The sequence below is a fragment of the Actinacidiphila cocklensis genome, assembly GCF_907177275.1.
Taxonomy (GTDB): domain Bacteria; phylum Actinomycetota; class Actinomycetes; order Streptomycetales; family Streptomycetaceae; genus Actinacidiphila; species Actinacidiphila cocklensis.
Genome location: NZ_CAJSLV010000044.1, coordinates 108,255 through 134,347 on the forward strand (window position 1 = coordinate 108,255; position 26,093 = coordinate 134,347).

The window sequence follows — 26,093 nt, forward strand, 5'->3', positions numbered from 1 at the left end:
GTCCCTACCCCGTCATGCCCCGAGCCGAAGGGAGGTCTCGCGCGTGCGCGCTCGCCTGGTCCGCGTCGACGCGGTGCTCGTACAAGCAGCCATCGCCGCCGCGTTGTCCTTCGCCCACCTCCACGACATCGCCAACGCCGCAGGCCAGCACGGTTGGAAAGCCTGGGCCTACCCGGTCTCCGTCGACCTGCTCCTCGTCGCCGCGTGGCGACGGCTCCGCTCCGGTACGGCCAAGGGCGCGGCCTGGTGCTGGTTCGCCATCTCGCTGGCCGCGTCCCTCGGCGCCAACGTCGCCACGGCCGGACTGCTCGACGTCCACGCCGTACCGGCATGGCTCCGCATCCTCGTCGCCGGATGGCCGGCCGTCGCCTTCCTGGGCGGAACGCTGCTCGCGCACAGTCCGTCGCCGCAGGCGCCTTCCCCGGAGCCGGTCACCAGCGATCCGGCCCCCGTACTGCCCGTCCCCGCCGTTCCCGCTGCCCTGGTCGCCCACGCCCGCAAGGTCGCCGCCGACCACCGCACCCGTACCGGCCAAGCCATCGACACCCCAACGCTCCGCGCCCGCCTTGGCGTCACCACACCCCTCGCCGAGGCCGTCGCCGCCCAGCTCTGAGAGGAGAACTCACAAAGGGGGTGGCGGTGGCAGCGGCGCCGAACGCTTCTCCCGGCGTCGTCGCCTCAGCTCCGTGAAGAACCCGGCCGACACCATGACAACAGGAAAGAGCGCCACCTGACGCCACGTCTCATGGTCCCACCAGTGGAAAGCGGCCATGCCGAGAGCGGCGCACGCACTCCAGAAGACGACCGTCAGCAATAGGCCCACTCGCTCGCTCATGAACTCCCCCCGCCCAACTCGCTCAGAGCCCTCCCCGAACGCTGCCAGGCACGAGATCTGTGTACCGCCACGCCCAGAGCCCGACAACCAAGGCCCAGGAAAGGAGAGTTCTCGATGTCTGCTAACCGCCGCTTCCGCAGCATCGTCCGCATCGGCCCTGTCCAAGTCGGCACCGCCTACGACCAGCGCGGCCAGGAGAAGCACACCGCCGCCTGCACCGCCCCGCGCTGCGGCTTCTCCGCCGACTACGACTCCCGTGCCGCCGCCGAACTGGCAGCCCGCACCCACCAATGCGCCGCCCGATGAAAGGACTCGCCCACCCGTGACCGTCAGCCTGCCTCTGGTCGCCGTCCTCGGCATCATCGCCTGGGCCGCGATCAAGTTCCTCGGCATCCGCCTCTGGGTCGCCGTCGTCATCGCGCTGTTCGGTTTCTACCTCGCCCACACCTTCCTCGCGCCCGCGATCGACGACAGCACGCGCAACGGCGTCGAGATCGTCAACGGCACACACACCTAGACGAGTAGCCAAGAGAGGTCCGCCGTGTCCCTGACTCCCAAGTACCCGCAGGCCCCGGCCATTCCGGCGCCGCACGCCCCCTCGCGGGCCGTCCCCGCTCAGCACGCTCATGCACCCGCCTGCCACTGCCAGCCGACCACTCCCGCACGCCGCACCGCCCCCGCGCTCGGCGTCGCCGCCGGGGCAGTCGCCGCCGTCGTCACGGTCGGCATCGTCCTGACCGCGCTCCTGGTCGCCGTCACCGTCGCGGCCGTCTCAGTCGCCGTCGTCGCCGTGGTCCTGCGCTCGCTGCTCACGCCTCCGCGCCAGCGCTGACCGCTTCCACCGAACTGCCGGGGCGGCACTGATACCGCCAAGCATCCGCCGCCCCGGCAGCCCAACTCCACGAACCGCAGCCCGTGAAGGAGCCCCATCATCACCCGCGCCACCCCGCCCCCGCTGCCCGAACTCGCCACCCTCGCCGCCCTGGGCACGATGCCTGCGCTGCTCCGCCAGCTGTCCGGCCTCGGCGGCTGCATCCACCCGATCCGCCTCGACGGCCACCGCATCGAATACGCCCTCGACACCGCCACCGGAGAGATCGGCGCCGCCCTACGCCACATGGCCTCGGAAAGCATGGCCGCCGGCCACCTGCTCGTACGGTGCAACAACCGCCGTACGACCCGTTGCCCGGCCTGCGCCGAGACCTACCGCCGCGACACCTTCCACCTCATCACCGCCGGACTGCGCGGCGGCAAGGGCACCCCGGAGGACGTCGCCCACCACCCGCGCGTCTTCGCCACCTTCACCGCACCCGGCTTCGGCCCCGTCCACAACCGCCCCGACTCCGGCCGCTGCCGCTGCGGCACCGCCCACCCGGCCGACTCCCCCGAACTCGGCACCCCACTCGACCCGGACACGTACGACTACGAAGCCGCCGTGCTCTGGAACGCCCACGCCGGAGCCTTGTGGCGGCGATTCACCATCTACCTGCGCCGCGAAATCGCCAAGCGGGCCGGACTCAGCCAACGCGCCTTCCGCCAGCACGCCCGCGTCTCGTTCGCCAAGGTGGCCGAGTACCAGCGACGCGGCGCCGTCCACTTCCACGCCGTCATCCGCCTCGACGGCCCGGACGGCGGCAGCACCCCGCCGCCCGCCTGGGCAACCGCCGACCTACTCACCGACGCCATCCGCGCCGCCGCCTCAACCGCCCGGGTCACCGGGCCGACCGTCCACGGTCGCACCCACACCTTCACCTTCGGGCGCCAACTCGACGTCCGCACCATCCGCGGCAACGACTTCCGCGGCTCAGAACTCACCGACCGTGCGGTGGCCGCGTACATCGCCAAGTACGCCACCAAGGGCGCCGAGACGGCCACCGGCACCCTCGATCGCCCCCTCCGCTTCCTGGCCGAACTCGCACACGTCCAACTCTCCGGCCACGCCGAGCGGATGATCCGCACCGCATGGACCCTCGGCGCCCGCAAGGACCTCGAACACCTCCGTCTGCGCGCCTGGGCGCACATGCTCGGCTTCCGCGGCCACTTCTCCACCAAGACCCGCCGCTACTCCACCACCCTCGGTGCACTCCGCGACGCCCGCGCCGAGTACCGCCGCGCTCAGGCCCCGCAGACCCCGGAAGAGACGACGTACGTCCTCTCCCACTGGGTCTTCGCCGGCACCGGCCTCACCCTCGCCGAAGCCTGGCTCACCGCATCGCTCGAACCCGCCCCCGGAACGGAAGGAGAACCCACCCATGGCTGAGCGACGCCGGAACCTGGCCGCGGCGGCCGACGCATCGCCTGCCCTCCCCGCTCGGTACCTCACGCCCGAGGACCTGGTGGAGATGTTCGAGCTGCCCAGCGTCGAGACGGTGTACCAGTGGCGGCGCAAGCGGACCGGTCCCCGCGGCTTTCGTGTCGGCCGACACCTGCGCTTCGACCCTGCCGACGTACGGGCCTGGGTGGACTGCCAGCGTGAGGGGGTGGCCGCCTGATGGCCGGGCACATTCAGGATCGCTGGTACCGGGTCGAGGCCGGGCAGGACGGCAAGAGCCGGAAGGTCAAGACCGAGCGCTACGGCTCGGGGCTGCGGTACCGCGCCCGCTATGTCGGTCCGGACGGCACCGAGAAGAGCAAGAGCTTCCCCGACCGGCAACGGCGGCTCGCGGAAGCGTGGCTCGCCCAGACCAAGGCCGACATGGAGCGGGGCCAGTACGTCGACCCCAAGGCGAGTCGGGTCACCTTCCGGCAGTACGCGGAGCGCTGGCTCAAGAACCACGGGGCCGACCCGAACACGGGCTTCTCCATGGAGAGCCAGCTCCGGTTGCATGCCTTCCCCTACATCGGTTCCCGGCCGCTCGGCTCGTTCCAGCCCGCGCACATCCGGGACTGGGTGGGTGAGCTGGCTGCGGCCGGCGTCACTGGGTCGTACGCGCGGGTGATCTACTCCAACGTTCGCAGCGTGCTCAGCGCTGCCGTGGACGACGGGCACCTGCCCAAGAATCCCTGCGCGGCACGGTCGGTGAAGGCGCCCGTAGTCGAGGTGAAGCGCGTCACCCCGTGGACGACTGAGCGGGTCTTCGCTGTACGGACTGCTCTGCCGGAGCGGTATCAGGCAACCGTGGACCTGGGAGCCGGGTGCGGGCTGAGGCAGGGTGAGATTCTGGGCATCACAGTGGATGCGATCGACTTCGACACGGACACCGTGCACGTGGTGCAGCAGCTCAAGCTCAGCCGGAGCAAGGCGGTGTTCGCCCCGCCGAAGGGTGGCAAGCTCCGGGACGTGCCGCTGCCCGGCCCCGTGGCGGATGCCTTACGGGCACACATGAAGCGGTTCCCGCCGGTGGACATCACGCTGCCGTGGAAGGTGGCGGGTGGGCCGCTGGTGACCAGGAAGCTCCTCTTCACCGGGCCGATGGGTGGGCACGTCTGGCGCAGCTCGTTCAACCCTGACGCGTGGAAGCCGGCGCTGGCTGCGGCTGGGGTCATCCCGGCACGTAAGAAGGGTGCGGAGTACGCCTCTGCGCGCGAGCACGGGATGCATGCGCTGCGGCACTTCTACGCCTCGGTCCTGCTGGACGCTGGCGAGAACGTCAAGGCGCTGGCCGAGTACCTGGGCCACTCTGACCCAGGCCTGACCCTGCGGGTGTACGCGCACCTCATGCCGAGCAGCCAGGAGCGGACGCGCAAGGCGATCTCAACAGCTTTCACCGCTTCCAAAGACCACACCATTTCGTAGTCCGGGAACCCAAAGTCTGTTGCGACAGATTTCCCAGCATCACAGACGACCAAATCACAGCTAGAGATTCGTCCCCAGCCGCGAAATCCCGGGATGCAAATTCCCCGGATCCTGTGGGACCAAATCGCGGGCACCAAATCACCTCGAAGCAAATCGATCCGTGAATCCCAATCCCTTCACCATCGCCTGTCCCCCTACGTTGCAGGCCAGACTCCCCATGAGGCAGACCCGGAAGCTCACTTCACCGAGGTTCGCGATGGCGTTGTCAAGCACTCTCCAGAAAGGGCTTGACAACGTCAACCCATTACCACCTGGGCATTTGCCTGACACTGAGTTAGAAGGCTAGGGTCAATAACGCAGGAAGGCCGCCCCGGTCGGACGGGGCGGCCTTTGCTCACCTGCATACCTAGCAGCTATCACAAGTGAGGTGTCTATCGTGGCACAGATCCACTGGAGTATCGACGTCAGCGTCCGCCCAGCTCCCTTCGGACGTATCAGTCTCGGCGAAGTGGCCCTGGGGTACTGGGCAGGGGCTCCCCTGTGGGCTGCCCTGACGGTTGGCGCGCTGACGCTGTTCGACGTAAGGATCCGTCGCTGGCGGGGGCCCAAGCACGCGTGACGGCCCACACACGGCCCCGGCCGTGACTATGCCCCCTGCCTAGCGGCAAACCCGCAGGTAGGGGGCATGTTGGCGTCTAAGAACTACTTCTTGCCCTGGTTCTTCACTGCCTCGATCGCCGCCGCCGCCGCGTCCGGGTCGAGGTAGCGGCCGCCCGGGGTGAGGGGGCGGAAGGAGGCGTCGAGGTCGTAGGACAGGGGGATGCCCGTGGGGATGTTGAGGGACGCGATGTCCGCGTCGGAGATGCCGTCGAGGTGCTTGACCAGGGCGCGGAGCGAGTTGCCGTGGGCGGCGACCAGGACGGTGCGGCCGGTCAGCAGGTCGGGGACGATGGCGTCGTACCAGTACGGGAGCATCCGGGCGACGACGTCCTTGAGGCACTCGGTGCGCGGGCGCAGCTCCGGGGGGATCGTCGCGTAGCGCGGGTCGTCGCTCTGGGAGAACTCGGTGCCGTCCTCAAGGGGCGGCGGCGGGGTGTCGTAGGAGCGGCGCCACAGCATGAACTGCTCTTCGCCGAACTCGGCGAGGGTCTGCGCCTTGTCCTTGCCCTGCAGCGCACCGTAGTGGCGCTCGTTGAGCCGCCAGCTGCGGTGGACCGGGATCCAGTGGCGGTCGGCGGCCTCCAGCGCGAGCTGCGCGGTGCGGATCGCGCGCTTCTGCAGTGAGGTGTGCACCACGTCGGGGAGGAGCCCGGCGTCCTTGAGCAGCTCGCCGCCGCGCACCGCCTCCTTCTCGCCCTTTTCGTTGAGATTCACGTCCACCCAGCCGGTGAACAGGTTCTTCGCGTTCCACTCGCTCTCGCCGTGGCGGAGCAGGATCAGCTTGTACGCAGCAGCAGCCATGTCTCCGAGCCTAATCGAAACTCCGTGGCACCTCGCGACCGGCCTCGGTAACATGCGCTGAGCACATGTGCCTGTTACAGAGAACGAGGGGGAGCCCGTGACGGCGATCAGCCGAGCGGTACGCGAGACGACCGGCGGCCTGCCGCGGCAGTTCTGGTGGCTGTGGACGAGCACGCTGGTCAACCGGCTGGGCGGCTTCGTCGTCACCTTCCTCGCGCTCTACCTCACCGTGCAGCGCGGCTACTCCGCCGCGTACGCCGGACTGGTCGCCGCGCTGTTCGGGCTCGGCGGGGCCGCGGGGGCGGTGCTCGGCGGGGTGCTGGCCGACCGGGTCGGGCGGCGGGCGACGCTGCTGGCCGCGCAGCTCGGCGCGGCGGTGACCACCGCCGTCCTCGGCTTCGTCACCGACCCCCTCGCCATCGCCGCCGTGGCCACCCTGGTCGGCCTGACCGGGAACGCCTCACGGCCCGCACTGTCCGCGATGATCGCCGACCTGGTGCCGGCCGCGGACCGGGTCCGCGCGTTCTCCCTCAACTACTGGGCGATCAACATCGGCTTCGGCGTCTCCGCGGCCGCCGCCGGCTTCATCGCCGCCGAGGGCTATCTGTGGCTCTTCCTCGGCGACGCCTTCACCACCGTGCTGTGCGCGCTCGTCGTCTACGCCAAGGCCGCGGAGACGATGCCGGCGGCGCCCGCGGACCGCGGCACGCACGAGAAGGCGGAGACGTCGACGCTGCTGGACGTCATGCGCGACCGGCGCTTCATGGCGCTGGCCGGCCTGACCTTCCTCTTCGCCGCCGTGATGCAGCAGGCGAGCTCCACGCTCGCGGTGGACATGGGGCAGCACGGGCTCAGCGCCCGGCAGTTCGGCCTGGTCGCCGCCGTCAACGGCGTGGTCATCGTGCTGCTCCAGATGCCGGTCACCCGCGCCCTGCGCAGCCGCAGCAGCGGCGTCCTGCTCGCCGCCGGCTCCCTGGTGCTGGCCTGGGGCATCGGCCTCACCGTCTTCGCCACCTCGGTCGCCGTCTACGCGGTGACCGTCGTCATCTGGACGCTGGGCGAGATCGTGCACGCGCCCGCCTCGATGTCGGTCGTCGCCGACCTCGCCCCGCCGCACGCCCGCGGCCGCTACCAGGGGATGTTCACCCTGGCCTGGTCCGCTGCCGCCTTCGCGGGGCCGCTGGCCGGCGGCCTGGCCCTGCAGTACCTGGGGCGCGACTCCGTGTGGCTGGGCTGCGCCGCCATCGGCACGGTGGCGGCCGCCGGCTACTACCTGCTGCTCCGCCCGCGCACCGCCCCGCTCCAGCCGGCCGTCCCGGTGGAGGCCGGCCGCGACCTCCCGGTCGCCTGAGGTCCCGTCGCGACGCCGTACGGCAGCGGTCGGCGGGCCGGCCTGCCACGGCCCCCGGTGCGCCGAGCCACCGCAGTAAACGGTTTCGTCAGACGTCGTCGCTGGTCAGATGCGCGAACGCGGCCAGATTCTTGGTCGACTCGCCGCGCGAGACCCGCCAGGCGTACTCCTTGCGGATCGAGGATGCGAACCCCAGCTCCAGCAGGACGTTGAAGGACCCGTCGGAGTTCTCCAGGACCGCGCCGAGCAGCCGGTCGACCTCCTCGGGGGTGACCGCGGCCAGCGGCAGGCGGCCGCTCAGATAGACGTCGCCCAGGTGGTCGATGGCGTACGTGACGCCGTACAGCCGCAGGTTGCGCTCCAGCAGCCAGCGGTAGAAGGCCTCGTGGTTCTCGTCGGGGCGGCGGACGACGAAGGCGTTCAGCGACAGGGTGTGGCGGCCGACGATCAGCTGGCAGGTGGTCGACAGCTTGCGGGTGCCGGGCAGTTGCGTGACGTACGTGCCCTGGCGCGGCGACTCCCAGGTCAGCTCCGACTCGCGCAGCACCTGCTCGATGACCCGGCCGGCGGCGGCCTCCGCGTCCGTGGGGGCGCCGTTCGCGCCCTGGCCGCCCCCGTCACCGCTCCCGTCGCCGCTCGCGTCCGCGGTCGGGTCCCCGTTCACGTCCCTGGGCTCAGCCATGGGCCGATCGTAGGCGACGGCGGCGCTCGAACTGCGCTGCCGCGTACACGTCGGCGGTGTCCGCCGCCGAGGCGTCCCAGCCGAAGCGGCGCGCGTGCACCGCGGCGGCCTCGCCGAGCGAGGCGCCCAGCAGCGGGTGGTCGACGAAGCGGCGCAGCACCCGGGCGTAGTCGCGCGGGTCGTGCCCGGGGACCAGGAAGCCGGTGCTCCCGTCGCACACCGCGACCGGCAGCCCGCCGACCGCCGCCGCCACCACCGGGGTGCCGCAGGCCTGCGCCTCGATCGCGACCAGGCCGAAGGACTCGCTGTAGGACGGCATCACCAGCACGGTCGCCGCCCGGTACCAGTCGGCCAGCCGCTCCTGGTCCACCGGCGGCTGGAAGCGTACGACGTCGGACACGCCGAGCCTGGCCGCCAGCTTGTGCAGGGCCTCCGGCTTGGCCAGGCCCGTGCCCGACGGGCCGCCGACGACCGGCACGACCAGCCGGTCGCGCAGCGCCGGGTCCTCGTCGAGCAGCACGGCGACCGCCCGCAGCAGCACGTCGGGGGCCTTCAGGGGCTGTATCCGGCCGGCGAAGAGCGGGATCAGCGCGTCCTGCGGCAGGCCGAGGCGGGCGCGGGCGGCGGCGCGGCCCGCGCCCGGCCGGAAGCGGTCGAGGTTGACGCCGGGGTGGACGACGGCGACCTTGCCGGGGGCGGCGGCGTAGTGCCGGACCAGCTCGCCCGCCTCCTCGTCGGTGTTGGCGATCAGCCGGTCGGCCGCGGCGACCACCTGGGTCTCGCCGATGACGCGGGCGGCGGGCTCTGGGGCGTCGTCCTCGGCGAGCGCGGCGTTCTTGACCTTGGCCATGGTGTGCATGGCGTGCACCAGGGGCACGCCCCAGCGCTCGGCGGCCAGCCAGCCGACGTGGCCCGACAGCCAGTAGTGCGAGTGGACCAGGTCGTAGTGCCCCGGACCCTGCCCGGCCCAGGCCTGCATCAGGCCGTGGGTGAAGGCGCACAGCTGCGCGGGCAGCTCCTCCTTGGCCAGCCCCTCGTACGGCCCGGCGTCCACGTGCCGGACCAGGACGCCGGGCGCCAGCTCGACGCAGGGGCGGCGGGCGCCGGTGGTCGACCGGGTGAAGATCTCGACCTCGATGTCGCGCTGGGCCAGCCGTTTGGCCAGCTCGACGATGTACACGTTCATGCCGCCGGCGTCGCCGGTGCCCGGCTGGTGCAGCGGCGAGGTGTGGACGCTCAGCATCGCGACCCGCCGCACCCGCCGCCCGCCCCGCCTGCGGTGCGGACGGTATGCGGCGGCAGCCGCACCGGCGGCGTCGCGCAGCCCGCCGAACCGGGACGTGTGCTGGGTCACCTTCGTTCCTTCCGGCAGCCGTACCCCCGCGCTCAACAAGTGCGAACACCGGAAGACGGGGTTCCATTTCCGGCTTTGCCGAAGCGTGACGAAATCGCTGGACAGTGCCGCACCGGGAGCGTCCTCCCGGGGCCGCCCGGGGCTGGCCCCTGCCTTCCCGCCGCCTGCCCGCCGCGGGCCGGCCGAACCCGGTTACCCTCGCCGCATGGGTGGTGAGCGGGCGGTCGGGGTGGTGACCAGGGGGACGACCAACCCGAACCGGCTGCGCCGGATGGACCGCTGGATCGCCGCCACCCACGGCCCGCAGCTGCGGCGGGCCGACGACCCGCTCGCGGTCGACCTCGGCTACGGGGCCGCGCCCTGGACCGCCGTCGAGCTGCTCGCGCGGCTGCGCCGGGTGTGCGACGCGGCGGAGGTGGTCGGCGTCGAGATCGACCAGGACCGGGTGACCGCCGCCCTCCCCTATACCCGCGACGGGCTGCGCTTCGTCCGCGGCGGCTTCGAGGTGCCGCTGCCCGGCGGGCGGCGGCCGGTGCTGATCAGGGCGGCGAACGTGCTGCGGCAGTACGCCGAGGACGAGGTCCCCGCGGTGTGGCGGCGGCTGACCGCCAGGCTCGCGCCCGGCGGGTTGCTGGTCGAGGGCACCTGCGACGAGATCGGGCGGCGGCACGTGTGGGTGGCGCTCGGCCCCGAAGGCCCGCGCACGGTCACCTTCGCCACCCGGCTGGGGTCCCTGCACCGCCCCTCCGACCTGGCCGAGCGGCTGCCGAAGGCGCTGATCCACCGCAACGTGCCGGGCGAGCCGGTGCACGCGTTCCTCACCGCCTTCGACCGGGCGTGGGCCGCGGCGGCCCCGCTGTCGGCGCTGGGCGCGCGGCAGCGCTGGATCGCGGCGGTGCGCACGCTGCGGGCGGACGGCTGGCCGGTGCTGGACGGCCCGGCGCGCTGGCGGCAGGGCGAGGTCACGGTGGCGTGGGAGGCGCTGGCGCCGCGCTGAGGTCCGCGAGTGCCCGCGGGGCCGCCCGAGGCGCCTCCGCGCCGTCGCTCAAGTCCCCCTCCAGGTCCGCCGAGTTCCCATCCGGGTCCCTGTCCAGGTCCCTGTTCAGGTCCCTCCCCAAGTCCCTCTCCAAGTCCGCAAAAGGGCCGAATCGCCCCCACGGTTGCAGTGCGGGAGCGTGATGTGTGTCATGTGCGGATCCCCACATCGGGGGCGAAATCCCGCCCTGGCCACCGCATATGACGCTGACGGTTTCCCTGCGGCTCTCCCGTCACGTCGGGTTCAGCCACTAGGGTCTCTCAGACCAGGGGTGGCAAAGCAAGGCAAAGGAAAGACCTCGAATCATTCAGGGGACCGGAAAGGAGTCGCTTGATGTCCGCTGCCAAGCGCGGCACCGAACGGCCCTCGGGCTCCGATCCCGGGGCGGAGGCGGCCGCCACCGCCGCAGCGCCGGAGGCCGCGGGCACGCCCGCGGTGAGCCTGCCGCGCCAGCGCCAGGACACCGCCGACGGGCCGCCCGCCCTCAACCTGCTGGTCGTCGGTGACGACCCGACCGGCGCCTTCACCGCGCCCTGGTTCCAGGACGGCGGCGGCCCCCGTATCCGCATCCTGCGGGCCGGCAACCTCACCGCGGCGGGCCGGCTGCTCACCGACGACGTGCACTGCATCCTGCTCGACCTGCCCGACGCGCTGGAAGGCGTACGGCACATGCTGCGGGTCGCCCCCGGCACCGCCGTCCTGGTGCTGACCGACGGCGCCGACGACGGCAGCGCGGCCGAGGCCGTCCGCGTCGGCGCCCAGGACCACCTGGCCCGCAGCGACGTCGACGCCGGCAGCATCACCCGGGCGGTGCGCTACGCCGTCGAGCGCAAACGCGCCGACCTCGCGCTGCGCAAGCTCACCGAGACCCGGCTGCTGGCCCAGGAGAACCGCAGGCTGGAACGCGGCCTGCTGCCCACACCGCTGCTGGAGGGCGCGGGCCTGCGCTTCGCCGCCCACTACCGCCCGGGCCGCAGCCGCGCCCTGCTCGGCGGCGACTTCTACGACACCGTCCGCACCTCCGACGGCGTGGTGCACGCGATGATCGGCGACGTCTGCGGCCACGGCCCGGACGCGGCGGCCCTCGGCGTGGAGCTGCGCATCGCCTGGCGCGCGCTGACCTTCGCGGGGCTCGGCGGCGACGCCCTGCTGCGCACGCTCCAGCAGGTGCTGGTCCACGAACGGGCCGACGACGAGATCTTCGCGACGCTCTGCACCCTGGACATCGCGCCCGACGGCTGCAGCGCCGAGCTCCACCTGGCCGGCCACCCGGCGCCGCTGCTGGCGGGACCTGGCAGGGTGCCGCGGCTGCTGCCCCACGAGGACGGCGGCCCGGCGCTCGGTCTGCTGCCCGACACGGTCGCCGAATGGCAGCGGGTGCCGGTCGCGCTGGACGGCGAATGGCGGCTGATGCTCTACACCGACGGCCTGATCGAGGGCCGGATCGGGGTGGGCACGCAGCGGCTGGAGCAGGACGGCATGGTCCGGCTGGTCTCCCGGCTGCTGGCCGCGGGCCTGCACGGCGACGCGCTGCTGGACGCCGCCGTCACCGAGGTGCGCGAGCTGAACGGCGGCGAGCTCACCGACGACGTGGCGGTCGTGCTGCTGGAGCGGACCGGGCTGGAGCCGTAGCGCGTACGCGGCTCGTCAGGGCTCAGCGCCTGCCGTTGTACGGGCCGTACGGCCCGTCGCTGCTGCTGCCGCTGTTGCGGCCGCGCAGCCGGCGGGCGGCGCCGCCGCGGCGGCCGCTCACCTCGCGGACCGCGGGACGCACGTCCACCATGTAGACGATCACCGCGACCACGCCGATCACCGGCAGGAACGTCATGATCGGGAAGAACTTCATCACCAAGGCGCAGACGCCGAGGATGATCAGCCAGAAGCCCTTGTTGTTCTTGCTCGCCGCGCGATAGGCGTCCTCGCGGTGCAGTGCCGCGTCGACGAACGCGAACGTCGCGAAGAGGAAGAGCCCCCACGAAATCAGGGCCTGCACTCCCAGGATCTGTGTGGTCAGCACGCCGTCCACCCGCCTTTGTCGTCCGCCGTCCGCCGTCGGCCGGCGCTGCCACCGTACCGGTCGTAGACCTACAACGGGCCGGGCGCGCGATGCGTGCCCGGCCCGTGTGTCCTGCCCGCTCTCCTGCCCGGCACACCGCGCAGGGCCGGCAGTTTCGCCTACTCGGCCGGCTTGTCGGCCTTCTTCGCGGCGGGCTTGCGGGCCGGCGCCTTGCGCGGGGCGGCGGGCTTGGCCTTCGCCTCGGCGGCGATCTCGGGGGCCTTGCCGTTCTGCTCGCCGCTCTCGCCGCGCCAGCTCGCGACGGCGCCCTTGCCGCGCACGGCCAGCTCGTCGTACGTCTCGCGGGCCTTCACCGCGTAGCCGGTGGCCACGCCGACGCCCTGCAGCGCCAGGTCCTGCACCGACTCGCCGAGCTTCTTGAAGTCGGGCATCTCCTTGAACGCCTTGAGGTCGATCTCGCGGTAGGTCTCCGTGAGCTTCGCCTGCGCGTCCTTGGCGCCCGCGCTGACCTTGCCCTGCACGGCCTTCGGGTCGGTGCTCTTGATCTTCTCGATCTGCTCGGGAGCCTGCTCCCTGAGCTTCACGAACAGCCCCGGCACCTCGCGCAGCTTCTCGGCGGCGAGGTCCGCGGTCCCGGCGACCGCGTACAGCGGGGTCGGGTTGCGCAGGCTCTTCACGATGTCGTCGGTGATCGTCATGGTCCGGTTTCCTCCCGTACGGGGGTGGGCCGCCCGCGGCGGTCCGCCTCCTCTTCCTCTGCTTCTGCCTCTGCGTCCTCGGCCGCCCGCGACTCCCCCGCGGCGGCGTTCTCCTTGCGGAAGGACTCGTAGATCTGGATGAGCACCTGCTTCTGCCGCTCGTTGATCGACGGGTCCGTCAAGATCGCCGCCGGCACCTCCAGCTCGTCCCGCTCCCGCGCGTCGAGCATCCCCGCCTGGACATACAGCGTCTCGGCGGAGATCCGCAGCGCCTTGGCAAGCTGCTGCAGAATCTCGGCACTAGGCTTCCGCAGCCCGCGCTCGATCTGGCTCAGATACGGATTCGACACACCGGCCGCCTCCGCCAGTTGCCGCAGACTCAGCTGCGCGCTGCGCCGCTGCTCCCGCAGGTACTCGCCGACGTTGCCGACCTTCAGTGACGCCATACGTACGAGAGTGCACCAGCGCGCTAACTTTTGCAAGCACATCGCTTGCAGCTGGCAAACGGATGTCTCGGGGGAGGGGTTCGCGGCCCCGGGCCGCGGGGCGCGGTCAGGACTCCGGGTCGGGGTCGGGGTCGGGGTCGACGAGGAGGCGGGCGTAGTTGGCCATCGAGCGCTGGTAGCGGGGCAGGTGCGGGGCCAGGGCGGCCACCGCCAGGGAGACGGCCTCGCGGGCGCGGTCGAGGTCGGTGAGGGCCAGGGCGAGGACGACGGTCACGGCGTCGTCGAGGTGGTCGCTGGTCCTGGCGCGCTCCTCCGTCAGCAGGGCGACGCTCTCCTCGGACCGGCCGAGGTTGCGCAGGGAGCTGGCCATCTGGATCACCGCGCGGCGGCGGCGCTCGCCGGGCACGCCGGCGTCCAGGGCGGCCCGGTAGAGCGGGACGGCGAGGTCGGAGTGGCCGGTGGAGTCCCAGGCGGCGGCCCGCTCGAACAGGCCGGTGCCGTCGCCCTCCGGGAGCTCGCCGACCAGGGCGTCCATGGCCGCGCGGAAGTCCTCCTCCGGCAGGCCGTCGACGGCCGCCCACAGGTCGGCGTTGCGGCGCTCCCAGTCCGCGGCGGGGGCGGCGGTCGTCGGTGCTGCGGTCATGGGTCCACGCTCCTGGCTGTGCGGTCCGGTGCCCGGCCGGTCGTCCGGCGGCGCCGCCATCCTGCGAGGGCCGTCGCGGCCGGCACCAGTGATTCGGTGGCCGCCGAATCACCGCGTTGTACGGTGAGGGCGCCGCGCCCGTCCGCGCCGCCGCCGCTGCCGCCCGCCGCCACCCCCGCCCACCTCCCCGCCCGACCCGGACGTCCCCTCCCAGGAGGTCCCGCTCCCCGGCGGCCTGCTCCCAGGAGGTCCCGCCATCACCACCCTGCGCTTCGGCCCCGCCGACCTGCTGCGCTGCCGCTTCGCCTGCTCGCCGGCCTTCGAGACGCTGGCCGCCGTACGCGTCGCGACCGGCCCGCAGCCGCCCGGCCACCACCGGCGCTGGCTCGCCGACGTCACGGACGCCGCACGCGGACTCGACCTGCGGCCGCTGACCCTGCTGCAGCCGCGCCGCGGCTACACCCCCGACTTCCTCTCCCCGCCGCCCGACCGCCCGGCCGAGTCCTTCCCCTCGTTCGCGGACGACCTGGCGCGGATCGCCGCGACGCCGCCGCATCAGGCCCGCGCCGAGATCGCCCGGTCGCTCGCCGAGACGCCGGGCGCGGCCCGCACCGCCACCGGCCGGCTGCTGCTCGACGGCGACCCCGCCGAGGTCGTCGCGCTACTCGCGGGCCTCGTGGCGGACGCGTGGACGGCGCTGGTCGAGCCGTACTGGCCGCGGACCAGGGCGCTGCTCGAAGCGGACATCGCCTTCCAGGCGCGGCGGCTGGCCGGCGGCGGCCTCGACCGGCTCTTCGCCGAACTGCACCCGTCCGTGCGCTGGCACGACAACGTCCTCACCCGGGAGCACGGCGGCACCGACCACCGCGACCTCGAAGGCGAGGGGCTGGTGCTGATGCCCAGCGCGTTCAAATGGGAGCAGGTGGTGATCGTCCTCGACCCGCCGTGGCAGCCGACGCTCATCTATCCGGCGCGGGGCGTCGGCAACCTGTGGGTCGCCGACGCGGGGGCCGATGCCGCGGCGGCGGCGCTGGGGCGGCTCATCGGGCACACCCGCGCCAAGCTGCTCACCGGCCTGACGGAACCCGCCGCCACGGCGTGGCTCGCGCACCGGTACGGGCTCGCTCCCGCGACGGTTTCCGAGCACTTGGCCGTGCTCCGGGACACGGGCCTCGTCACGGCGGCGCGGCACCGCCACGAGGTGCGCTACCGGCGCACGGAACTGGGCGATACGTTCGCCGGCGGCGAGGGCGGCGGCCTTCACCGGGCGGCTGCGAGCGCGAGGGAGGCGACAGCCAGGGCGAAGTAGCCGCCGGGGAAGGCGATGTTGCGGAACACGCGGGCACGGACGTGGGCTGCGAGAGCGCCGGCGAAGAAGAGGACGAGCCCGATCGCGGCGGCGATGCCGACGAAGGCGGTGAAGCGGCCGTCCAGCAGCCCGACCGCGAGCCCGGCGGCCCCGGCCGCCTTCAGCGTGGCGAGCCGCGGGAGCCAGGACTGCGGGAGGCCCACCTCGGCGGAGTTGGCGAGGACGAAATCCGCCCTGGCGAGGTCGGCGACGGCGATCCCGGCGTTGACCGCGATCGTGACGACGGTGTCACGCGCTTCTGCGGCCTGCGGCCGGGCTGGCGGGTCGACATGCGGCAGGCCCCGTGGTCGGACCCGACCGCCGGGCTCGCCGACGGGGCAGTCCACGTCGCCCTGCTGCGGCTGCCCTTCCCCGGCCAGGACGCACTGCGGGTGGAGGTGCTGCTCACCGAGCCCAGGTGGGTCGCGCTCCCGGCCGCCCACCCGCTGGCGGCGCGTGACGTGATCCCCTTCCGAGACCTGTGGGAGGAGCCGTGCGTGGCGGCCGCGCCCGAGACGGCCCGGTGGCGGGACTACTGGCTGGCCGCGGGTGAGCGCGAGGGCCGCCCGGTCACCGTCGGCGCCGTCACCGAGCACCCCGACGACTGGCTCAACGCGATCGCCAACGGCTACGGCATCGCTCTGGCCCCCGCCTCCGCAGCCCGCTTCTACGCCCGGCCCGGCGTCGTCTACCGGCCCGTCAGCGGTGTCAGCGCCAGCCAGGTCGGCGTCGCGTGGGCGCCCGCCGACGACGGCGACCCCGTCCTCCGGGACTTCGTCCGCTGCTGCGTGGACTGCACGTCACCCGCCCGCGACGGAGGCGCCGGCTGACCTGCCCCCCTCGGCGTCCGCCAGGACCTCCGCGATCACGCGGGCGTGCGCGGCGGCCAGGTCCTGGTCCGTGGTGCGGAATTGGCGCATCGAGATGAGGGCCTTCCACAAGGCCCAGCCGCGGGCGCGCGCCCATGCGGGCCGGTCCTGGGCGACGGTGTCGCGGAAGGCGGCGCGGCTGCGGCCGGAGAAGAGGGTCCAGGCGATCACCAGGTCGCACGCGGGGTCACCGACCCCCGACGTGCCGAAGTCGAGCACCGCGGCGAGGCGGCCGCCGGAGACCAGGAGGTTGCCGCCGGCGATGTCCCCGTGGAACCAGACGGGCGGACCCGTGAAGTCCGCCGCGAGTGCCGCCTCCCAGACCGCCGTGGCCTTCGCGGTGTCGACGAGGCCGTCGAGTGCGGCCAGCGCGGCGCGCGTCTCGGCGTCGTAGTAGGCGGGCGGCGCACCGCGCTGGAAGCTGTGCGCGCCGGCCGCGGGGCCGCCCGCGGGGTCGACGGACTGGAGGGCGAGCAGGAAGCCGCCGAGCGCGACGGCGAAGCCGGTGAGGTCGCCGACCCGGTCGGGCGTCATCGCGGTCTCGCCGTCCAGCCAGCCGCGTACCGACCAGGGGTACGGATAGCCCTCCCCCGGCTCCCCCTCGGCCAGCACCTGCGGCACCGGCACCGGCAGGTGCGGCGCGAGCAGCGGCAGCCAGGTGTTCTCCTTCTCGACCGCCGGCACGTAGCCGGCGGCGGTGGGCAGCCGTACGGACATGTCGCCGCCCAGCCGGTAGGTGCGGTTGTCCCACCCGTCGACCGCGACCGGCCGCACGGGCAGGTCCCGCCACTGCGGGAACTGCGCCGCGATCAGCCGCCCCACCAGCGCCGCGTCGATCCCCGCACGGCCGTCCTCACCAGAAGTCACCCGGGTGATGATCACCGCACCCCCGGCCCGCCGCAAGCGAATTGAACGGCGGGCTCTACAACACCTCGATGTGGACGCCGCGGAGGCGTTCGGGGTCGGCGATGACGTCGATCGCGGTGATCAGGTCGTCGACGACGGTGAAGGTCAGGACCAGGCGGAGGCGGCCGGCCGGGGCCATGACCAGGCCCGGGACGCCGTTGAGCAGGGCGGGCTCGGTGAAGGCGACGCGGGCCGCGGCGGCCGACGCGCCCTGGGCGACGCGCAGGCGCCCGCGGATGTCGACGGGTTCCGGGGTGGGGCCGGCGGTGCGGTCGGCGTGGATGACGACGTCCGGGTCGAGGACGGCGACCAGCGCCTCGAAGTCGCCGTCGCGGGAGGCGGCGAGGAAGGCCTGCACCACGTGGCGCTGCCTGGCCACCTCGGCCTCCTTCGCGGCCGGGTCCGCGCCCCTGACGCGGCGCCGGGCGCGGCTGGCGAGCTGGCGGGCCGCGGTCGGGGTGCGCTCGGTCATCCGGGCGATCTCGTCGAAGGGCACGGCGAACATGTCGTGCAGCACGAAGGCGACGCGTTCTGCGGGCGCGAGGGTGTCGAGGACGACCAGCATCGCCAGGCCCACCGACTCGGCCAGCACCGCCTCCTGCTCGGGGTCGGCGGCCTCCTCCACGGGCTCGGGCAGCGCGTCGTCGAGCGGGGCCTCGCGGCGGGTGCCGCGCGTCCTGAGCATGTTCAGGCACAGCCGGGCCACCACGGTCGTCAGCCACGCGGGGAGGCTCTCGATGCCGTCGGCGCCGTTGCGGCTCAGCCGCAGCCAGGCCTCCTGGACCGCGTCGTCGGCCTCGGCGGCCGAGCCGAGCATGCGGTACGCGACCGCACGCAGCCGGGGCCGCTCCTGCTCGAAACTGCCGGCCAGCGCCGCCTCGTCGCTCATCGGTCACGTTCCTCTTCCGCCGCGGGTCACCAAAATAACCCGCCAGAACAGCGCGAACGCCACGGGAGAAACCACATGATCACCTCGCCCATCCTGGTCACCGGCGGCACCGGCACGCTCGGACGCCACGTCCTGCCGATGCTGCGGGACGCCGGCCGCACCGTCCGCGTGCTCACCCGGCACAGCCGCGAATCGGCCGACGACGGCGTCGAGTACGTCACCGGCGACCTGCTCCAGGACACCGGCGTCGGCCCCGCGGTGGCCGGCGTGCACACCGTCCTGCACCTGGCAGGCAGCAACAAGGGCGACGACGAGGCGACCCGCCACCTGGTGCGGGCCGCGGTCGAGGCGGATGTGCGGCACCTGCTGGTCATCTCGGTCATCGGCGCCGACACCGTCCCGCTGGGCTTCCTGCGGACGAAGCTCGCCGCGGAGCGGGTCGTCGCCGAGTCGGGCCTGCCCTGGACGGTGCTGCGCGCGGCCCAATTCCACGACCTGGCCCTGACGATGGCCAAGGGCATGGCCAGGTTGCCGGTCGTCCCGGTCCCTTCGGGCATGCGCCTCCAGCCGGTCGACGTCCGCGACGTCGCCGCCCGGCTGACCAGGCTGGCCCTCGGCGAGCCCGCCGGCCGCGTGCCCGACCTGGCAGGCCCGGCCGTCTACCCGGTGGCCGACCTGGTCCGCGGCTACCTCACCGCCCGCGGCAAGCACCGCCCGCTGCTCCCGGTCCCCCTGCCCGGCAAGGCCGGCCGCGCCTACCGGGCCGGCGCCAACCTCACCCTGGAGGGCGCCGACACGGGCAGCAGGACGTGGGAGGACTTCCTCGCGGAACGCGCCGCGTGAGCAGGCCGCCCACCTGCGCGGCGAGCACCTCGGCGTCGACCGGGGCGCCGCCGCCCGTCTCGACCCGCAGCAGCGGCGCGTCGAGGTCGAGCGGCCCCCGGTAGGAGGCCCGTACGGCGGCGACCCGCTCCGCGACCTGCTCCGGGGTGTGCACCGGGTCGAGGTGCCCCGGGTGGCGCGCACGGGCCTGGAAGCGGGCGGCGGCGACGGCGGCGTCGCAGTCGCAGTGCACCTGGACCAGCCGGGCGCCGCCCTGCCCGCACAGCTCGTGCAGGCGGGCCGGGGCGGTCTCCGGGTGCCACCAGTTGTCCAGCACCGCGCCGGGCGCCAGCGCGGCCTGCGCGTAGAGGACGTCGTCCGCGGCACGGCTCAGCCGGTGCCGCCACGGCTCGGGGCCGACCCCGAGGGAGTCGTACAGCGCCTCCAGGACGACGTCCTTGTCGATCACCGCCAGCCCCAGCCGCGCGGCCAGGCCGCGGGCGAGCGTGCTCTTCCCGCTGCCCGGCAGACCGGACACGACGACTACGCGGGGCTGTCCACGAGGGGAGTATGGCCCGGGGCTTGAACCTGACACCGTGGCAGGGGCTGGAGTGGAGGGGTCATGTTCACCATCGGGGACTTCGCCGCGTACGGCCAGGTGTCGGTGCGGATGCTGCGGCATTACGACGCCATCGGGCTGCTGCCGCCCGCGCGGGTCGATCCGGTCACCGGGCACCGCGGCTACGAGGCCGCGCAACTGGCCCGGCTCAACCGGATCATCGCGCTCAAGGACCTCGGGTTCAGCCTGCGGCAGGTGGCCGTACTGCTGGACGACCGGGTCGACGCGGAGCAGTTGCGCGGCATGCTGCGGCTGCGCCGGGCCGAACTGGCCGCGGCGGCGGCCGCCGCGGCCGACCGGCTGGCGCAGGTCGAGCGGCGGCTCCTCACCATCGAGAGCGAGGGCACGATGCCCGTCGACGAGGTCGTCGTCAAACCGCTGCCGGCGCTGCGGGTCGCCGCGCTGAGCGGCACCGCGGACAGTTTCGACCCGCGGCACCTGGGGGCGGTGCTCCGGCCGCTCCTGCGCGGCGCCCGCGCCCTGATCGCCGCCGCCGGGGTGCAGGCGGCCGGCCCGGACCTCGCGTGGTTCGAGCCGCTGCCCGAGGGGGCGTACGGGGTCACCGTGCACGCGGGTGTGCCCGTGCGGGGCGGGGTGCCGTACGTGCTGCTGCCCGCTGTGCCGCGGGCCGCCACGCTGGTGCACCGCGGGTCGCCCGAGTCCGTTCTGGCCTCGATCCAGAAGCTGGCCCGCTGGGTCGAGGCGGCGGGTCTGGTACCCGAGCCGCCCGGCCGCGAGCACTTCCTCACGGCCGGGGGTGAGCCTTCGTCCTGGCTCACCGAGATCCAGGTCCCGGTGGCCGCGCCTGCCGCACCAGGGCGTACGCCGCCTGCCGCGGTGCCTTCTCCCCTGCGGCCCGGCGGGGGCTTCCCGCGCTCCTGAGGTCCTGCCCCTTGCGGAGCGTTGCCTGCCTAGGGCCGCGTCGTGATCGGCCGCCGGCTCGACCCCGCCGACGCGGATCGCCGTACGGGACCCGGCGCCGGTCTGCCCGCACTCGCCGGTGTGGCACCGCGACAACCCGCACCCGGCGCTCGCCGCGCTGCGCGGCCACCTGCGCTCGGGGCGGTTCGTCCACTCGGCGGCCGGGACGTGGACACCGGCCCGGGCGTGGTCGATGCGCCTCGGGGGCCGGCCACCGTGCCGTCCGAATACCGCCAGCCGGAGATCCGTTCGCAGGGCAGGGTGGGGGCATGACCTCACCGAACACGACCACGCTCGACCACACGCGTATCGAGCCCGGAATCCTCTACTTCGGCACGCCCGTCGTGCTGCTGTCCACCCTCAACGAGGACGGGGCGACGCCGAACCTGGCGCCGATGTCGTCGGCCTTCTGGCTGGGGTGGCGGTGCATGCTGGGCCTGGGGGCACGGTCGCAGACGGCCCGCAATCTGCTGCGGGAGCGGGAGTGCGTGCTGAACCTGCCCGACGACCGGCTCGCCGACGCGGTCGACCGGCTGGCGCTGACCACCGGGCGCGATCCGGTGCCCGGCGGGAAGGCGGAGCGCGGGTACCGCTTCGAGCGCGACAAGTTCGGGCGGGCCGGGCTGACGGCGGTGGCGTCGCAGACCGTACGGCCGCCGCGGGCCGCGGAGTGCCCGGTCGCGATGGAGGCCGTGGTCGAGGCCACGCACCCGCTGGCCGAGGACGACCCGGAGCAGCGCGGCGGCATCATCGTCTTCGAGGTGCGCGTCCAGCGCGTGCTGGTGCACGACGGGATCCGGCTGCCGGGCAGCACCGACCGCATCGACCCGGACCGCTGGCGCCCGCTGATCATGAGCTTCCAGCAGCTGTACGGGCTCGGGCCGCGCGTGCGGGAGTCGACGCTCGCGCGTATCCCCGAGCGGATGTACCGCGGGCCTGACATCGCGCGGTCCCGGGTGGCCGGGGCCGGCCCTGGCGCCCTTGACACCCGGCAGTGACCCGCCGAGTCTGAGCAGGCGCGCTCGCGGTCCCCGCGGGTGGCGCACCGTCACTTCCCGTGCACAGCGGCGGACGACGACCTGCACCACGTTCGACCGCCGGGCAGCTGCGGAGCTGAGCGGCGGGGTGGTCGAACGCCTGCACAGGGAACAGCCGGAGAGCCGCTCAGCCGAGGAGGAGCCGTCATGCGCGGGCCAGACGCGTATCCGACCGTGTCCGGTGTCGCGGCGGCGGCCCGCCTGCTCAGCGCGCGGCATCCGGACCTGTGCCGGATGCGGCTGGCCGGTGAGTCCAGGACCGGGCGGCCGCTGTGGCTGCTGTCGGTCGGACACGGCAGGCGGCACGTACTGGTGGTCGCCGGGCCGCACCCGGACGAGCAGGCCGGCGGCGGCACGGTGCTGTGGCTGGCGGAGCAGGCGGTCGCCGACCGCCGGCGGATGGCCGACGCGGACCTGACCTGGGACTTCCTGCTGTGCCTCGACCCCGACGGCACGGTGCTCAACGAGACCGGGCCGGCCGGACCGCGCCCGCCCGCCGTCCACTTCCGGCACACCTACCGCCCGGCGGTCAGCGAACAGCCCGAGTGGGCAGGCTCCTTCCGCGCCCCGGGCGACGAACTCCCCGAGACCTACGCCCTGCTGGCCGTCATCGACGAGCTGCGGCCCATCCTGCAGTGCACCCTGCACGGTACGGACGTCGGCGGCAGTTGGGTGCAGCTGACCTCCGACATCCCCGGGCTGGCCGAGCCGTTCGGGAAGTACGCCGCGGAACTCGACATCCCCGTGCAGGTCGGGACGTACGACGCGCTGTTCTGGCAGGGCTCGGGGCCGGGCGTGTACGTGCTGCCGTCCGGCGGGGTGAGGGAACGATTCGCCAGCGAGCCGGAGGACGTCAACGGCTCCACCTGGTGCCGCCCGCAGCGCTACGGCGGGCTCACCGCGCTCGTCGAGGTGCCGATGTGGGCGACGCGGCGGGTCGCCGACCCGGCACCGCACCCCGACCCGGCCTACGCGGTCGCCGCGATGGCGGCCAGGCTCCGCAAGGACGGGGCCGCACTGGCCAGCACGCTGGAGCGGGCGCTGCCGGTCATCGGCCCGCCCGAGGGCGGCAGCCAGGCGCTGCTGCTGCGCGGGGTGGAGCACGCGGTCGGGACGTTCGCCGCGCTCGCCGCGGACTACGACGCGCTCGCGGCGGAATCGCCCGTGCCGCTGACGATGGCGCACGTCGCCGCGCTCGACATCGCCTCGCGGCGCATTCCGCTGCGGGCGACGGGGATGCTTTTGCGGCTGCTCGACGAGCAGCCGCTCGGGGACGGGGATCCGGCTGCCGAGCCGGGGCGGTTGCGGAGCCGGCTCGAGCGGCGGCTCGACGCGGGGGCGCGGGAGTTGGTGGCGAGCCTCGATGCACGCTGGGTGCCGGTTTTCGACCAGGTCGAGCTGCAGGCGCGGACCGTTCTCTCGGCGGTGGAACGCCTTTCCTGAGGTGGCCCCTGCGGGTGGCTCAGGGACCAGGTGACTGCCCCCTGCGGTGGCCCGCGCGTCTTCCCGCCGTCGTGGCCGGTCGCGCAGTTCCGCCCCCGGCCCCCCCTGGAGTGACTGCCCCTTGCGGCGAGTTGCCTGGCCTCTGCGCAGCCGCGGGCAGGCGACAGGCCGCGAGGGGAGGTCAGTTCCCGGGGCCGGCGGAGCCGCAGGCCGGGCAGGTGGGGCGGCGGGGGTGGATCTGGAGGACGGGGTCGCCGAGGGACATGAGGTTGATGCCGTAGCGGAAGCCGTGGCGCATGGGCGGGACGCCCGTGAGGAGGGCGAGGGCCGCGTGGGCGACGAGGGTGCCCGAGAGGGTCGCGGTCACCGCGCTGGCCGGGTTCCACGGCATCCGGGGGGACACGGCGCCCTCGTCCTGGCCCGGCGCCAGCCGGAGGTCGCGGCGCTCGTCCTCGCCCGCCCGCTGGCACTCCCAGCACGGCCCTGAACCGGGCACGTGGACGCCCGCGGTGACCAGCGGGCCGCGGTAACCGCCCTCCACCCAGGGGAGGTCCGCCGCCAGGCAGACGCGGTTCGCCCAGCGGCGGATCTCCGGCGGGCGGTCCGCGCCGAGCACCAGCACGTCGTAGGGCGGGCCTTCGGCGACCAGTTCGGCCAGCGCGTCCTGGCCGCGGATCTCCCGGCGTTCGCCGGTGACTGCCGCGTCGGAGTTGAGGGCACGCAGCGCGGCCACCGCCGCCTCCGCCTTGGGGTGCCCGATGTCGGCCTCGCCGTAGAGCAACTGGCGGTTGAGGTTGGACAGTTCGACGGTGTCGGGGTCCACCACGTGCAGCCGCCCGACTCCGGCGGCGGTGAGGATCTGCGCGGCGGCGCCCCCCGTTCCGCCGACCCCGAGCACCAGCACGCGGGCGCGGCGCAACCGGAGCTGCGCCTGCCACGGGCTGGCCCGCGGGCTGAGGTCCATCCAGCGCAGCAGCGCCACCCCGCGGGTGTGCCGCAGCCGGTCGCGTTCGGCAAGGCCCGGCGGCATCGGGGCGGCCGCGTCCTCCACGAAACCGGCCTGCCGCAGCTCGCCGATGGCCGCGCCGACCGTCTCGGGGAGCACCGCCGCCGGGTGCAGCGCGGCGACCTCCGCGGCGATCCGCTGCCCGCTGCGGGTGCCGTCCATCAGCTGGGTGAGCGTCCAGATCCAGCCGTGCGGGTCGGCGATCTCCGCGCCGATGCCGTAGATGACGCTGCCGATCCTGACGTTGCCGTCGACCGTGCGGTACGCCCGGTGCTCCGGCTTGATCCGCGGCCGCCGTAACTCCCCGTCCGCGCCCCCGACGTCCGCCTCCGTCCGTGCCGTCATCCGGGCCGCCCCCTTCCCCGTCGCCCTCCTTGACACTGTCGCCGTGCCGCCGGACTCTGACAAGGCATGGGAGTAACCCGGGGTGAAGAGTCAACTCCTGTGTGCAGCAACCGACTTGGACAGGGGAGAGGGGAGTCAGCATGGCGGGCACCATCGTCATACGACGGCTGGACAAGAAGGAGACCACCGGCGACAGCAATTCCAACGGGACGTGAGCCATTCCACGGCCGATGCGTACCCGGGCGTCGCGGGGGTCGTTGCTGCGGCCTCCGCGTTCGTCCGGTTCCGGCCGGGGCTGTGCACCCTGCGGGTGGCCGGCCGGTCGCGGGAGGGCCGCCCGCTGCATCTGCTCACCGTCGGCCTCGACCGGCCCCGGGTACGCAACATCCTGGTCGTCGCGGGGCCGCACTCCGACGAACGGGTCGGCGCGGCCAGCGCGCTGCGGATCGCCGAGCGGGTCGCCCTCGACCCGCACCTGCACGTCGGATCGGGTGCCGCCTGGCACTTCCTGCTCTGCCTCGACCCGGACGGCACCCTGCGCAGCGAGGCGGGACCGGCGGTCCGCCGCACCCCCGCCGACCACTTCCGGCACGCGTACCGGCCGCCGGCCGACGAGCAGCCCGAGTGGGCGCCGTCGATCCGGCCCCCCGAGGACCAGCTCCCCGAGTCGCAGGCGCTGATCCGGCTCATCGACGAGCTGCGCCCGGTGCTGCAGTGCTCGCTGCACGGCAACGACATCGGCGGCAGCTGGGTCCAGCTCACCCGGGACCTGCCCGGGCTGTCCGAGAGCCTCGGCAAGCTGTCCGCCGAGCGGGACGTGCCGGTGCAGACCGGTACGTACGACGCCCTCTACTGGCGGTCCTCAGGCCCCGGCGTCTTCCTCCTGCCCGAGCCCGGCGAGCGCGCCCAGTTCGACAGCCTGCCCGAGGACGTCAGCAGGTCGACGTGGATACGGCCGCAGGCGTACGGCGGGATGACCGCGCTGTTCGAGGTGCCGATGTGGGCGAGCGCCGGTGTCTCCGACACCAGCCGGCACCCCGACCCGGCCCGCGCCCTCGCCGACCTCGCGGTCCTGCTGCGGCACCAGTCGGGGCTGGCGCGCACGATGCTCGCCGAGGTGCGGCAGGTGCTGGGCGCCTCGGGCGGCGACCCCCGGCTGCTGCGGATCGCCGACGGGCTCGTCGCGATGGGGCCGCGGGTCGCGGAGGAGTGGGACGCGCTGCATCCGTCGCCGGTGCGGTTGTCGCGTGCTCACGTGCACGCGCTCGACATCGCCGCCCGGCGGATGGCCCTGCGGGCGGCGGGGACGCTCCTGCAGCTCCTGGACGCGGATGCGTCGCCCTCGGCGGAGGCCGTACGCACCGCGTGCGCGCGGCGGCTCGCCCGCTGGGCGGCGGAGCTGGCCGCGGAACACGGCCTGACCTGGCTCCCCGTTCCGACCCAGGTCGACCTCCAGACCGAGGCGGTCCTCTCGGCCTTCCACCACCTCCCGTCCTAGGGGGGTGCCGCACCCCCTGCCCCGACCCGCACGCCCCGGACCTTCCCCGGGTGGACAGCTCGTCTCGCGGTTCCGCCCCCAGCGCTTCGCATGGGGGTACCCCCAGCGCCACCTGGGGTGGGTGCCCCTTG

28 protein-coding genes and 2 pseudogenes are annotated in these 26,093 nt (G+C 73.7%); 18 read left to right on the plus strand and 12 right to left on the minus strand.

Translation table 11 applies throughout. The features are described 5' to 3' along the window. Positions 1 to 43 precede the first annotated feature (43 nt). The 7 genes from NFU81_RS08165 to NFU81_RS08195 all read left to right on the plus strand — a co-directional run bounded on the left by NFU81_RS08165 (position 44) and on the right by NFU81_RS08195 (position 4,571). The gene (locus NFU81_RS08165; protein ID WP_251486671.1) at positions 44 to 613 is read left to right on the plus strand and encodes a DUF2637 domain-containing protein; all 570 of its coding nucleotides are present in this window, start codon (positions 44 to 46) and stop codon (positions 611 to 613) included. 336 nt (positions 614 to 949) lie between these two features. Then, a complete protein-coding gene (locus NFU81_RS08170) occupies positions 950 to 1,141 on the plus strand; it encodes a mobile element transfer protein (protein ID WP_251486674.1) in 192 nt (63 codons plus the stop codon). Positions 1,142 to 1,157: 16 nt separating this feature from the next. Beyond that, positions 1,158 to 1,352 (plus strand): hypothetical protein, encoded by a 195-nt coding sequence (locus NFU81_RS08175; RefSeq protein ID WP_251486676.1) that lies wholly within the window; start codon positions 1,158 to 1,160, stop codon positions 1,350 to 1,352. Between the two features lie 24 nt (positions 1,353 to 1,376). Further along, complete coding sequence (locus NFU81_RS08180) at positions 1,377 to 1,667, plus strand: hypothetical protein (RefSeq protein WP_251486680.1); 291 nt, start codon at positions 1,377 to 1,379, stop codon at positions 1,665 to 1,667. A gap of 159 nt (positions 1,668 to 1,826) precedes the next feature. Beyond that, on the plus strand, positions 1,827 to 3,095 hold the full coding sequence (locus NFU81_RS08185) for a replication initiator (protein ID WP_251486683.1): 1,269 nt from the start codon (positions 1,827 to 1,829) through the stop codon (positions 3,093 to 3,095). Continuing rightward, positions 3,088 to 3,327 carry a helix-turn-helix domain-containing protein gene (locus NFU81_RS08190; protein WP_251486686.1) on the plus strand — a complete coding sequence of 80 codons (240 nt, stop codon included), beginning with the start codon at positions 3,088 to 3,090 and terminating at the stop codon, positions 3,325 to 3,327. The genes NFU81_RS08185 and NFU81_RS08190 overlap by 8 nt, the downstream gene beginning before the upstream one ends. Then, positions 3,327 to 4,571: a tyrosine-type recombinase/integrase gene (locus tag NFU81_RS08195; protein WP_251486689.1), complete on the plus strand. Its 1,245-nt coding sequence runs from the start codon at positions 3,327 to 3,329 to the stop codon at positions 4,569 to 4,571. Before NFU81_RS08190 ends, NFU81_RS08195 begins: the two co-directional genes overlap by 1 nt. A 702-nt stretch (positions 4,572 to 5,273) precedes the next feature. On the opposite strand, the gene NFU81_RS08200 is transcribed toward NFU81_RS08195, so the two are convergent. After that, entirely contained in the window at positions 5,274 to 6,032 is a 759-nt protein-coding gene (locus tag NFU81_RS08200; protein WP_251486692.1) for a phosphoglyceromutase, read from the minus strand. A gap of 97 nt (positions 6,033 to 6,129) precedes the next feature. Here NFU81_RS08200 and NFU81_RS08205 point away from each other — a divergent pair, with 97 nt between their 5' ends. After that, the gene (locus tag NFU81_RS08205) at positions 6,130 to 7,383 is read left to right on the plus strand and encodes an MDR family MFS transporter (RefSeq protein ID WP_251486695.1); all 1,254 of its coding nucleotides are present in this window, start codon (positions 6,130 to 6,132) and stop codon (positions 7,381 to 7,383) included. A gap of 88 nt (positions 7,384 to 7,471) precedes the next feature. Here NFU81_RS08205 and NFU81_RS08210 read toward each other — a convergent pair whose 3' ends face one another. Continuing rightward, on the minus strand, positions 7,472 to 8,065 hold the full coding sequence (locus NFU81_RS08210) for a type III secretion system chaperone family protein (protein ID WP_251486698.1): 594 nt from the start codon (positions 8,063 to 8,065) through the stop codon (positions 7,472 to 7,474). Continuing rightward, positions 8,058 to 9,419, minus strand: a complete 1,362-nt coding sequence (gene mshA, locus NFU81_RS08215) for a D-inositol-3-phosphate glycosyltransferase (RefSeq protein ID WP_422665164.1) — start codon at positions 9,417 to 9,419, stop codon at positions 8,058 to 8,060. The genes NFU81_RS08210 and mshA overlap by 8 nt, the downstream gene beginning before the upstream one ends. 205 nt (positions 9,420 to 9,624) lie before the next feature. On the opposite strand from mshA, the gene NFU81_RS08220 reads away from it, so the two are divergent. Together NFU81_RS08220 and NFU81_RS08225 are read left to right on the plus strand one after the other, a co-directional pair. Then, a complete protein-coding gene (locus NFU81_RS08220) occupies positions 9,625 to 10,416 on the plus strand; it encodes a class I SAM-dependent methyltransferase (protein ID WP_251486701.1) in 792 nt (263 codons plus the stop codon). Positions 10,417 to 10,788: 372 nt separating this feature from the next. After that, positions 10,789 to 12,087, plus strand: a complete 1,299-nt coding sequence (locus NFU81_RS08225) for a PP2C family protein-serine/threonine phosphatase (RefSeq protein ID WP_251486704.1) — start codon at positions 10,789 to 10,791, stop codon at positions 12,085 to 12,087. Between the two features lie 22 nt (positions 12,088 to 12,109). On the opposite strand, the gene NFU81_RS08230 is transcribed toward NFU81_RS08225, so the two are convergent. The 4 genes from NFU81_RS08230 to NFU81_RS08245 form a co-directional block, all read right to left on the minus strand. Further along, on the minus strand, positions 12,110 to 12,472 hold the full coding sequence (locus NFU81_RS08230; protein ID WP_251486707.1) for a DUF2516 family protein: 363 nt from the start codon (positions 12,470 to 12,472) through the stop codon (positions 12,110 to 12,112). A gap of 158 nt (positions 12,473 to 12,630) precedes the next feature. Continuing rightward, the gene (locus NFU81_RS08235; protein ID WP_251486711.1) at positions 12,631 to 13,170 is read right to left on the minus strand and encodes a hypothetical protein; all 540 of its coding nucleotides are present in this window, start codon (positions 13,168 to 13,170) and stop codon (positions 12,631 to 12,633) included. After that, positions 13,167 to 13,616, minus strand: a complete 450-nt coding sequence (locus NFU81_RS08240) for a helix-turn-helix domain-containing protein (protein ID WP_251486714.1) — start codon at positions 13,614 to 13,616, stop codon at positions 13,167 to 13,169. Before NFU81_RS08240 ends, NFU81_RS08235 begins: the two co-directional genes overlap by 4 nt. A 106-nt stretch (positions 13,617 to 13,722) precedes the next feature. After that, on the minus strand, positions 13,723 to 14,259 hold the full coding sequence (locus NFU81_RS08245; RefSeq protein ID WP_251486717.1) for a tetratricopeptide repeat protein: 537 nt from the start codon (positions 14,257 to 14,259) through the stop codon (positions 13,723 to 13,725). Between the two features lie 571 nt (positions 14,260 to 14,830). Here NFU81_RS08245 and NFU81_RS08250 point away from each other — a divergent pair. Then, positions 14,831 to 15,568, plus strand: a complete 738-nt coding sequence (locus NFU81_RS08250; RefSeq protein ID WP_308208273.1) for an ArsR/SmtB family transcription factor — start codon at positions 14,831 to 14,833, stop codon at positions 15,566 to 15,568. Here NFU81_RS08250 and NFU81_RS08255 read toward each other — a convergent pair. Continuing rightward, entirely contained in the window at positions 15,520 to 15,906 is a 387-nt protein-coding gene (locus tag NFU81_RS08255; RefSeq protein ID WP_422665166.1) for a DoxX family protein, read from the minus strand. The two genes, NFU81_RS08250 and NFU81_RS08255, sit on opposite strands and share 49 nt — an antisense overlap. Between NFU81_RS08255 and NFU81_RS08260 the strand changes: the two are divergent. Then, a pseudogene (locus NFU81_RS08260) lies at positions 15,871 to 16,437 on the plus strand (LysR family substrate-binding domain-containing protein); the annotation flags it as partial. The gene NFU81_RS08255 and the pseudogene NFU81_RS08260 overlap by 36 nt on opposite strands. Here NFU81_RS08260 and NFU81_RS08265 read toward each other — a convergent pair. Beyond that, a complete protein-coding gene (locus tag NFU81_RS08265) occupies positions 16,408 to 17,343 on the minus strand; it encodes an aminoglycoside phosphotransferase family protein (RefSeq protein ID WP_251486721.1) in 936 nt (311 codons plus the stop codon). The pseudogene NFU81_RS08260 and the gene NFU81_RS08265 overlap by 30 nt on opposite strands. Before the next feature lie 55 nt (positions 17,344 to 17,398). Then, the gene (locus NFU81_RS08270) at positions 17,399 to 18,271 is read right to left on the minus strand and encodes a sigma-70 family RNA polymerase sigma factor (protein WP_251486723.1); all 873 of its coding nucleotides are present in this window, start codon (positions 18,269 to 18,271) and stop codon (positions 17,399 to 17,401) included. Between the two features lie 78 nt (positions 18,272 to 18,349). On the opposite strand from NFU81_RS08270, the gene NFU81_RS08275 reads away from it, so the two are divergent. Continuing rightward, positions 18,350 to 19,114 (plus strand): SDR family oxidoreductase, encoded by a 765-nt coding sequence (locus tag NFU81_RS08275; protein ID WP_422665167.1) that lies wholly within the window; start codon positions 18,350 to 18,352, stop codon positions 19,112 to 19,114. Here NFU81_RS08275 and NFU81_RS08280 read toward each other — a convergent pair. Beyond that, positions 19,047 to 19,631 (minus strand): P-loop nucleotide/nucleoside kinase family protein, encoded by a 585-nt coding sequence (locus tag NFU81_RS08280; protein WP_251486727.1) that lies wholly within the window; start codon positions 19,629 to 19,631, stop codon positions 19,047 to 19,049. The two genes, NFU81_RS08275 and NFU81_RS08280, sit on opposite strands and share 68 nt — an antisense overlap. Before the next feature lie 84 nt (positions 19,632 to 19,715). Between NFU81_RS08280 and NFU81_RS08285 the strand changes: the two genes are divergently transcribed. The 4 genes and pseudogenes from NFU81_RS08285 (at position 19,716) to NFU81_RS08300 (ending at position 23,113) form a co-directional block, all read left to right on the plus strand. Continuing rightward, complete coding sequence (locus NFU81_RS08285; protein WP_251486729.1) at positions 19,716 to 20,594, plus strand: MerR family transcriptional regulator; 879 nt, start codon at positions 19,716 to 19,718, stop codon at positions 20,592 to 20,594. A gap of 73 nt (positions 20,595 to 20,667) precedes the next feature. Further along, a pseudogene (locus NFU81_RS08290) lies at positions 20,668 to 20,811 on the plus strand (LysR family transcriptional regulator); the annotation flags it as partial. A gap of 91 nt (positions 20,812 to 20,902) precedes the next feature. Continuing rightward, positions 20,903 to 21,631, plus strand: coding sequence for a flavin reductase family protein (locus NFU81_RS08295; protein ID WP_251486731.1), 729 nt, complete (start codon positions 20,903 to 20,905; stop codon positions 21,629 to 21,631). Between the two features lie 186 nt (positions 21,632 to 21,817). Beyond that, positions 21,818 to 23,113, plus strand: a complete 1,296-nt coding sequence (locus tag NFU81_RS08300; RefSeq protein ID WP_251486734.1) for a M14 family zinc carboxypeptidase — start codon at positions 21,818 to 21,820, stop codon at positions 23,111 to 23,113. A gap of 181 nt (positions 23,114 to 23,294) precedes the next feature. Here the strand turns inward: NFU81_RS08300 and NFU81_RS08305 are convergent, their stop codons facing one another. Further along, positions 23,295 to 24,464: a HesA/MoeB/ThiF family protein gene (locus NFU81_RS08305; protein ID WP_251486736.1), complete on the minus strand. Its 1,170-nt coding sequence runs from the start codon at positions 24,462 to 24,464 to the stop codon at positions 23,295 to 23,297. Between the two features lie 211 nt (positions 24,465 to 24,675). Between NFU81_RS08305 and NFU81_RS08310 the strand changes: the two genes are divergently transcribed. Then, complete coding sequence (locus NFU81_RS08310) at positions 24,676 to 25,962, plus strand: M14 family zinc carboxypeptidase (RefSeq protein WP_251486738.1); 1,287 nt, start codon at positions 24,676 to 24,678, stop codon at positions 25,960 to 25,962. The last annotated feature ends 131 nt before the right edge of the window (positions 25,963 to 26,093 follow it).

Coding starts and splice junctions, on each gene's coding strand:
- NFU81_RS08170 (WP_251486674.1), top strand. CDS start 950: ATGTCTGCTAACCGCCGCTTCCGCAGCATCGTCCGCATCGGCCCTGTC.
- NFU81_RS08185 (WP_251486683.1), top strand. CDS start 1,827: ATGCCTGCGCTGCTCCGCCAGCTGTCCGGCCTCGGCGGCTGCATCCAC.
- NFU81_RS08190 (WP_251486686.1), top strand. CDS start 3,088: ATGGCTGAGCGACGCCGGAACCTGGCCGCGGCGGCCGACGCATCGCCT.
- NFU81_RS08195 (WP_251486689.1), top strand. CDS start 3,327: ATGGCCGGGCACATTCAGGATCGCTGGTACCGGGTCGAGGCCGGGCAG.
- NFU81_RS08200 (WP_251486692.1), bottom strand. CDS start 6,032: ATGGCTGCTGCTGCGTACAAGCTGATCCTGCTCCGCCACGGCGAGAGC.
- NFU81_RS08210 (WP_251486698.1), bottom strand. CDS start 8,065: ATGGCTGAGCCCAGGGACGTGAACGGGGACCCGACCGCGGACGCGAGC.
- NFU81_RS08220 (WP_251486701.1), top strand. CDS start 9,625: ATGGGTGGTGAGCGGGCGGTCGGGGTGGTGACCAGGGGGACGACCAAC.
- NFU81_RS08225 (WP_251486704.1), top strand. CDS start 10,789: ATGTCCGCTGCCAAGCGCGGCACCGAACGGCCCTCGGGCTCCGATCCC.
- NFU81_RS08235 (WP_251486711.1), bottom strand. CDS start 13,170: ATGACGATCACCGACGACATCGTGAAGAGCCTGCGCAACCCGACCCCG.
- NFU81_RS08240 (WP_251486714.1), bottom strand. CDS start 13,616: ATGGCGTCACTGAAGGTCGGCAACGTCGGCGAGTACCTGCGGGAGCAG.
- NFU81_RS08245 (WP_251486717.1), bottom strand. CDS start 14,259: ATGACCGCAGCACCGACGACCGCCGCCCCCGCCGCGGACTGGGAGCGC.
- NFU81_RS08270 (WP_251486723.1), bottom strand. CDS start 18,271: ATGAGCGACGAGGCGGCGCTGGCCGGCAGTTTCGAGCAGGAGCGGCCC.
- NFU81_RS08285 (WP_251486729.1), top strand. CDS start 19,716: ATGTTCACCATCGGGGACTTCGCCGCGTACGGCCAGGTGTCGGTGCGG.
- NFU81_RS08295 (WP_251486731.1), top strand. CDS start 20,903: ATGACCTCACCGAACACGACCACGCTCGACCACACGCGTATCGAGCCC.
- NFU81_RS08300 (WP_251486734.1), top strand. CDS start 21,818: ATGCGCGGGCCAGACGCGTATCCGACCGTGTCCGGTGTCGCGGCGGCG.
- NFU81_RS08305 (WP_251486736.1), bottom strand. CDS start 24,464: ATGACGGCACGGACGGAGGCGGACGTCGGGGGCGCGGACGGGGAGTTA.